Consider the following 6759-nt stretch of genomic DNA (forward strand, 5'->3'; position numbering starts at 1 on the left):
CTCTTGTCCCGCGGCTCTCCCGAAGCCGGCTACGTAGGCCTACGGATGCGGCCGGGACACATAGGCCGTCGAGGTGCGCTCGAGGCCCTCACCCGTCGAGGACGACGTGGTGCGAGCACGGTGGTCGCCGGCATGGCCGAACGGGAGGGACATCGTGCCCACCCGGTCACGTGCCATGCCGAGGGTCGCGCCGGCGGTGTCGCGCAGGGTCTCGTAGGTCGCGGCGGGGTAGCGGCCGACGACGTAGCCGGCCACGCCACCCAGCGCGAAGGTGAAGAGGCTTCGTTTCGTCCTCACTTCTTGCCACCTACCTTCTTCTTCCATCGCGCCTTCTTCCCACCTGAGGTGAACTTCCGCACCAGGGCGTCGGTGCCCTTCTTGCGGACGACGGTGGTGGCGACGGTCATTGCGACCGGGAGGAGGAAGGCGGCTACGGCCGCGATCCGCTTGCCCCAGGACGACTCCTGCCACGTGGTCTTGGGCGTGCCGTTCCACAGCGAACGCTGGGCGGTGTCGTCGCGCTCGCCGGTGATCGTTGAGTACGTCATGCCAGATCTCCTTGTGTCGGGGTCGGCTTTCGTGTCCCGTACCCGTGCGGGGTGCGGGTCATGCGGCGATGCCCACACCTTCGAGCTGGGCGCGGAGCTCGTCGATGATCCTGGTCAGGATGCGGGAGACCTGGGTCTGGGTGACCCCGATGGCCTCGCCGATCTCTGCCTGGCTGCGGTCCTCGAGGAAGCGGAGCTTCACCACGAGCTGGTCGCGGGGACACAGCGAGTGGATCGCCTGCTCGAGCGCGAGCCGGGTCTCGCAGTCCGAGAGTCCACCGTCGATGCCCGGCAGCATGTCGCCGATCGTCGCATCCGGCGAGGACTGGGAGTCGCTGGGGCGCAGCGGGGCATCCAGGGAGGAGGGGGTGAAGCAGCCGCGGGCGTCGAGGGCCTCGCGTACCTTCTGCTCGGGAACATCGGCGATCTCGGCCAGCTCGGAGGTGGGCAGGCTGCCTCGCTCGGAGCCGATTCGCAGGAGCGTGCTCTGCAGCTCCTGGATGGGACGCGGGGGGCGCACGGTCCAGCCGTGGTCGCGGAACCAGCGCTTCACCTCACCCCGGATTGTGGGAACGGCGTAGGTGAGGAAGTCGTCCGCACGGTCGGGATGGAAGCTCTTCGCAGCGCGGACCAGGGCGATGTAGGCCACCTGCTCGAGGTCGGCACGGGGGATGCCTCGGCCGGTGTACCGGTGGGCGATCGAACGGGCGACCGCTGCGTTGAGCAGGATCACTTCCTCGAGGAGCTGGTCCTGCTCTTCTCCTTCGGCGTTGTGTGCCTCCGCCAACAGCTCAGAGGTCAGACGCTGGCGCTCGGCTCGGGGTAGGTCTGTCTCGAAAGTTGTCGTCGTCATGTGTAGGTAGTGCCCGGAAGAAGCGTCCCCCAACGGCTTCGCCGCGAAGTTCACCCTCGTGGGTGTGGGTCTTCGGCGGCACAACCACCCCTACGGGTGGGAAGTCGGCCCACCAGACTGTGGCGGGTGGAGTCGGGTACCGGTGCCGTTGAACGGACAGACGCCTCTGAGAGGAACTCCATGAACGCATCGTTCGGAACGAACAGTCTCGACGGCAGGGTCGCGCTGGTGACCGGCGCCGGGAGCGGGTTGGGACGGGCGACGAGCCGGGTGCTCAGCGTTTCCGGAGCGCACGTCGTGGTCAGTGACCGGGATCCCGCGGCCGCCCAGCAGACCGTCGACCTGATCCGCGGCGAGCCGCGGCGGGGTGAGACGGAGGCCGTCGACCTGGACGTCACCTCACCCTCCGCCGTCGACGAGACGGTCGCCGACCTCTCGAAGCGGTTCGGGGCGCGGTTCGACCTGCTGATCAACAACGCCGGCACCGACCGCGGCTCGGACCTGGTCGACATCGAGGACGACCAGTGGCACGGGGTCTTCGACGTCAACGTCGACGGCCCGATGCGGCTCTCCCGTGCTTTCGTACGTCATCGGCTGGCGCTCGAGGACGGACCGAAGCAGCCCGTGGCCGACATCGTCAGCATCGCCTCGATCAGCGCGCTGACGGTGGGATCGGGTGCCGCTGCGTACAACTCCTCCAAGGCAGCGCTGCTCAAGCTCACCGAGGTGATGCAGACCGAGGCGCGTGAGCGGGAGTGGCCGGTCCGGGTGAGTGCGATCAACCCGGCGGCGATGGCCACGCCGATGATGGACCAGTGGGGACTCCCGCCGGAGCGGATGATGGACCCGACGATCGTGGCGGAGCTGATCCGGTTCGCGGTCACGCTTCCCGACGAGGCCTGCCTGCAGAGCGCCGTCGTGATGCTGCGCAACGAAGGCTATCCGCGATGAACGACTGGGAAGAGTCGTTGCGCGGTGCCCGGGTGGTGGTCACCGGCGGAGCCGGGTTCGTCGGCTCCTGGCTGAGCGAACGCCTCCTGGACGCCGGCGCGGAGGTCTGGATCGTCGACAACCTGCTCACCGGCTCGGCCGACAAGATCGAGCATCTCTTCGGCCGTCCGGGCTTCGCGATCACGATCGCCGACGCCAGCTATGCGATCCCCGATCCCGGCGGGGTCGACATGGTCATGCACCTGGCCTGTCCGGCCTCCCCGGTGCACTACCAGCGGCTGCCCCTCGAGACGCTCCGGGTGGCGAGCGAGGGCACGGTCAACGCCCTCGAGCTGGCCGATCGCCACCACGCCCGGTTCGTGCTCACCTCCACCTCCGAGGTCTACGGCGAGCCCGAGGTGCACCCGCAGCACGAGGAGTACTGGGGTCACGTCAACCCGATCGGGTTACGCAGCGTCTACGACGAGGGCAAGCGGTTCGCCGAGGCGACCACGATGGCCTACGCCCGCGAGCGGGGCGTCGACGTCGGGGTGGCACGCCTGTTCAACACCTATGGCCCGCGGATGAGCCTGGACGACGGCCGGGTCGTACCGGCCTTCCTGGGCCAGGCCCTGAGCGGGGCCCCGCTGACGGTCGCCGGCGACGGCTCGCAGACCCGGTCGCTGTGCTGGGTCGAGGACACCGTCGAGGGTCTGCTGCGGCTGGCCTGTGCCGATGTGGCGGGACCGGTCAACATCGGCAACGACCACGAGGTCACCACGCTAGAGCTGGCCCGGATGGTCATCGAGCTGACTGGCTCGGAGTCGCGGATCCACCACGTGCCGCTGCCCGCCGACGACCCGCACGTACGCCGCCCCGACCTCACCCGCGCCCGGCTGCTGCTCGGCTGGGAGCCGGAGATGGCCCTCGAGGAAGGGCTCAAGCGGACGGCGCGGTGGCGCGAGGACGTCGTCCAGGCTCCGACAACAGACGCAGCGCCGCGTCGTTGACCTCGTCCACGCGCAGGCGCAGGAGCGCCGGATCCGTGGCGGAGGCATGGGGGTCACCGGGGCGGTCGCCCCGCCAGAGTGCGATGTGCGGCCCCGGCGGCGGGCCCCAGGCCGAGGGCGGCGTCGGTCCGAACAAGACCACCGACGGCGTACCCAGGGCGGAGGCGAGATGGGCGATGCCGGTGTCCCCGCAGATCAGCAGCCGGGCCGCGCCGACCAGGGAGGCGAGCGCCATCAGGTCGGTGCTGCCGGCCAGGTTGGCCTCGGCCGGGAGACCCGCCTGGGAACGTACGTCTTCGGCCAGGCCGCGCTCGGCGGGGGAACCGGTGATCAGGACCGGGGCGCCGGTGAGCGTCAGCCGGGTGGCGACGGCGGCGAAGCGGTCCGCCGGCCAACGACGGCTCCCCGAGGCGGCTCCGGGATGGACGAGGATCGCGTCGGGTACCAGTGGTGGCTCCAGGACGGGCGGAGTAATGCGGACGTCGTCGGGCTCGGCATCGCCGCCCAGGGTCTCGGCGAGCAGCCGACACCAGCGATCGCGCTCGTGCTCGACCGGGTCCCAGGCAGGTCCGCCGGGCTCGTCGAAGCCGATCAGCCGGCCGGGTCCGAGGACCCGGAGCAGGTCGCGGGAGGCGGGACCGTTGCCGTGCAGGTCGATGGCGACGTCCGGAGGCGGACCCGTCCAGGAGACCGGCTCGAGCTCCTCGGTGGCGATGACCTGGTCGGCGACCGCGGCGAGTGTGATCAGCCCGGACTGGGCCGCGGGCGCGGCCAGCACGATGCGGTGCCCGGGCAGCACCCGGCGGAGCATCCGGAGCGCCGGCACCCCGGCGAGCAGGTCACCGAGCCCCAGCGCGCGATAGACGAGCGCAGTCCTCATCGGGCTGGGCCTCATCAGACCGCGATCGCCCTCGCGGTCTCGATCAGCGAGGTGGTCGAGTGGCCGTCGTGGAAGGGCACGACGACCGTCCGTCCGCCCCAGGTCGCCAGCAGGTCGCTCTCGGGGAGGTCGTCCTCGGAGTAGTCGCCGCCCTTGACCCAGATGTCGGGGCGGATGCCGGCGAGCACGTGCATCGGCGTGTCCTCGTCGAAGACGACCACGTCGTCGACGCAGTCGAGCGCGGCCAGCAGCCGGGCACGGTCGCGTTCGGGGACGACCGGGCGGTCCTCGCCCTTGAGCCGCCGCACGGAGTCGTCGGAGTTCAGGCAGACGATCAGGCGGTCGCCTAGTCTCCGCGCGGCCTGGAGGGTGGCGACGTGGCCGGCGTGGAGGAGGTCGAAGCAGCCGCCGGTGGCGACGATCGTGCGGTCCTTGGCCCGTCGGGCGACCGGGGTGAACGAGGCGGCCCCGCCCGAGGCGACGAAGTCGCCGGCGGCCTCGACGGCGGTCTTCACCGCGGCGCCGGTCGCCGTCGTGCCGGTGAGGCTCGCGGTCACCGTCACCGCGAAGCGGTCGCCGGCCCCGCAGGTGTCGTGCGGATCCGGGCGGCGGGCAGGGACCAGGAGCGGTTCGGCCGTGCCCTCGGCCAGGACGGCGCCGTCGGATCCGAGGGTGACGCAGACCGCCCGGGCTCGCCAGAGGTCCACCAGTGCGGCCGCGTGCTCGCTCGCACCCGTGCGGGCGGCCCGGCCGGCGAAGGCGGCAGCCTCGGCCCGGTTCGGGGTGACGAGACGTACGCCGGGGACGGGTGCCTCGCCGCGCGGGTGCGGGTCCCAGACGACGGGCGTCGACGTCGCGGCCACGCTGCTCAGCGCCCGGCGGAGGTCGCCTACGCTCGTCAGGCCCTGGCCGTAGTCGGAGACGAGCACCGCGTCGGCCGAGCCGATCGCCTCGAGCGCATCGGGAGGTACGTGCTGGATCGGACCGCAGGCGCCCTCGTCGAGCCGGGCGACCGGCTGCTGGTCGGCGATGATCCGGCGCTTGACCGGAGTGGTGCCTTCCTGTGGGACGGCGAGGACCTGCACGCCGGCGTCGCTGCACAGGTCGTGGATCCGCGATCCCGCCGCGTCGGCCGCCAGCGCGGTCACCAGGACCACGTCGTGACCGTCGGCGGCGGCGAGGGCCGCGACCAGCGCGGCGCCGCCGGGGCGTAGCCGCTCCCGCGGGTCGTCGATGACGGGCGCGTCCGCCTCCGGCAGCCGGCGGCGTACGTCTCCGGTGACGTCCACGTCGAGCAGGGCGTCGCCGACGACGACCATCTGCACACTCATCCCAGCACCTCCAGGTCCTCGACCGACGGCTTTGCCGGCTCCCCGACGCCGAGCTCGCGGTCGAGGGCGGCGCACATGATGTGCAGCGCGACCAGATGCATCTCCTGCACCGTGGCGGTGAAACGAGCCTCGACGGAGCAGTGCTCGTCGGAGAGGTCGGCCAGCGGGTTCGGGACCGGTCCGGTCATCGACCAGACCTGCAGCCCCGCCCGTCGGCCGCGCCGGGCGGCGGCGAGCAGGTTGCCGCTGCGGCCGCTGGTGGACATCAGCATCAGCACGTCGCCGCGCCGGCCGTGCGCCTCGACCTGGCGGGCGAAGAGCTCCTCCGGCGGGTAGTCGTTGCCGATGGCGGTCAGGCTGGAGGTCTCGGCGGAGAGGCAGATCGCCGAGAACGGCGCGCGGTCCTCGCGGTAGCGGCCGACCAGCTCGGCGGTCAGGTGCTGGGCCTGGGCGGCGCTGCCGCCGTTGCCCGCGGCGAGGAGCCGGCCGCCGGCCTCGAGCACGGGTGCGAGGCGTACGCCCCAGTCGTCGGCGATGTCGACGCAGCCGTCGAACCTGCGCAGTGTCTGGCTCAGCTCGGCGAGGTGCTCGTGAGCACACGGGGTTGTCATCGGACTGCCTCCTTCGCATCGATGGATCGGGTGGATCGGGCAGGTCGGGTGACCCGCTCGTAGAGGTCCTCGGTGGCAGCCACGACGTGGCGCCAGTCGTAGCGTTCGACCGCGCGCCGCCGCCCGGCCTCGCCGTAGCGGCGCCGTCGCTCGGGGTCGCGCATCAGGGCCGCCAGGACACGCGCCAGCTCGACGGGGTTCCGCGGTCTCACCAGGTCGCCGGTGACGCCCGGGACGACGGTGTCGAGGAGCCCGCCGACGGCGGTGCCGACGATCGGGCGGCCACAGGACATCGCCTCGACCGGGACGATCCCGAAGGGCTCGTACCAGGGCACGCTGACGACGGCGTCGCTGCTGCGGATCAGGCCGGGCACGTCATCGCGCTCGACGCTGCCGAGGAAGATCGTCCGGTTGGCGACGTGGTGGTGTTCGGCGATCTGCCGCAGCCGCTGCGCCTCCGGGTCGGAATCGAGGTCCTTGCGCGACGGGCCGCCCGCGACGACCAGCTCGACGTCGAGCCCCTCGTCGTGGACGAGGTGGGCGAAGGCCTCGATCGCGTTGCCGAATCCCTTGCGGGGCACCATCCGGCCCAGGAT

General features: G+C 71.7%; 9 protein-coding genes. 2 read left to right on the forward strand and 7 right to left on the reverse strand.

Annotated features, from left to right (window positions below; all coding sequences use genetic code 11):
* Positions 1 to 39 precede the first annotated feature (39 nt).
* From ACFVJS_RS25110 to ACFVJS_RS25120, 3 genes are read right to left on the reverse strand one after another with little or no spacing between them, the layout of a single operon-like run.
* Positions 40 to 297 (reverse strand): hypothetical protein, encoded by a 258-nt coding sequence (locus ACFVJS_RS25110; protein ID WP_378886105.1) that lies wholly within the window; start codon positions 295 to 297, stop codon positions 40 to 42.
* On the reverse strand, positions 294 to 548 hold the full coding sequence (locus ACFVJS_RS25115) for a hypothetical protein (protein ID WP_378886107.1): 255 nt from the start codon (positions 546 to 548) through the stop codon (positions 294 to 296). Before ACFVJS_RS25115 ends, ACFVJS_RS25110 begins: the two co-directional genes overlap by 4 nt.
* Before the next feature lie 58 nt (positions 549 to 606).
* A complete protein-coding gene (locus tag ACFVJS_RS25120; RefSeq protein ID WP_378886108.1) occupies positions 607 to 1401 on the reverse strand; it encodes a sigma-70 family RNA polymerase sigma factor in 795 nt (264 codons plus the stop codon).
* Between the two features lie 180 nt (positions 1402 to 1581).
* Between ACFVJS_RS25120 and ACFVJS_RS25125 the strand changes: the two genes are divergently transcribed.
* On the forward strand, positions 1582 to 2352 hold the full coding sequence (locus ACFVJS_RS25125; protein WP_378886110.1) for an SDR family oxidoreductase: 771 nt from the start codon (positions 1582 to 1584) through the stop codon (positions 2350 to 2352).
* Positions 2349 to 3341: a UDP-glucuronic acid decarboxylase family protein gene (locus ACFVJS_RS25130; protein WP_378886112.1), complete on the forward strand. Its 993-nt coding sequence runs from the start codon at positions 2349 to 2351 to the stop codon at positions 3339 to 3341. Before ACFVJS_RS25125 ends, ACFVJS_RS25130 begins: the two co-directional genes overlap by 4 nt.
* Here ACFVJS_RS25130 and ACFVJS_RS25135 read toward each other — a convergent pair.
* The 4 genes from ACFVJS_RS25135 to ACFVJS_RS25150 form a co-directional block, all read right to left on the reverse strand.
* Positions 3271 to 4221 carry a glycosyltransferase family 9 protein gene (locus ACFVJS_RS25135; RefSeq protein ID WP_378886113.1) on the reverse strand — a complete coding sequence of 317 codons (951 nt, stop codon included), beginning with the start codon at positions 4219 to 4221 and terminating at the stop codon, positions 3271 to 3273. The two genes, ACFVJS_RS25130 and ACFVJS_RS25135, sit on opposite strands and share 71 nt — an antisense overlap.
* 14 nt (positions 4222 to 4235) lie before the next feature.
* Complete coding sequence (gene rfaE2, locus ACFVJS_RS25140; RefSeq protein ID WP_378886114.1) at positions 4236 to 5552, reverse strand: D-glycero-beta-D-manno-heptose 1-phosphate adenylyltransferase; 1317 nt, start codon at positions 5550 to 5552, stop codon at positions 4236 to 4238.
* Complete coding sequence (locus tag ACFVJS_RS25145; RefSeq protein WP_378886116.1) at positions 5549 to 6163, reverse strand: SIS domain-containing protein; 615 nt, start codon at positions 6161 to 6163, stop codon at positions 5549 to 5551. The genes rfaE2 and ACFVJS_RS25145 overlap by 4 nt, the downstream gene beginning before the upstream one ends.
* Positions 6160 to 6759, reverse strand: a 600-nt coding sequence (locus ACFVJS_RS25150) for a glycosyltransferase (RefSeq protein WP_378886117.1), incomplete at its 5' end; no start/stop codon positions are given. The genes ACFVJS_RS25150 and ACFVJS_RS25145, both read right to left, overlap by 4 nt.

Origin of the sequence: Nocardioides sp. NPDC057772, from assembly GCF_042798075.1 — a bacterium.
Taxonomy (GTDB): Bacteria; Actinomycetota; Actinomycetes; order Propionibacteriales; family Nocardioidaceae; genus Nocardioides.

Excerpts from the sequence above, each read along its gene's own strand:
- ACFVJS_RS25115 (WP_378886107.1), bottom strand. The coding sequence starts at position 548 with ATGACGTACTCAACGATCACCGGCGAGCGCGACGACACCGCCCAGCGT.
- ACFVJS_RS25120 (WP_378886108.1), bottom strand. The coding sequence starts at position 1,401 with ATGACGACGACAACTTTCGAGACAGACCTACCCCGAGCCGAGCGCCAG.
- ACFVJS_RS25125 (WP_378886110.1), top strand. The coding sequence starts at position 1,582 with ATGAACGCATCGTTCGGAACGAACAGTCTCGACGGCAGGGTCGCGCTG.
- ACFVJS_RS25130 (WP_378886112.1), top strand. The coding sequence starts at position 2,349 with ATGAACGACTGGGAAGAGTCGTTGCGCGGTGCCCGGGTGGTGGTCACC.
- ACFVJS_RS25135 (WP_378886113.1), bottom strand. The coding sequence starts at position 4,221 with ATGAGGACTGCGCTCGTCTATCGCGCGCTGGGGCTCGGTGACCTGCTC.
- rfaE2 (WP_378886114.1), bottom strand. The coding sequence starts at position 5,552 with ATGAGTGTGCAGATGGTCGTCGTCGGCGACGCCCTGCTCGACGTGGAC.
- ACFVJS_RS25145 (WP_378886116.1), bottom strand. The coding sequence starts at position 6,163 with ATGACAACCCCGTGTGCTCACGAGCACCTCGCCGAGCTGAGCCAGACA.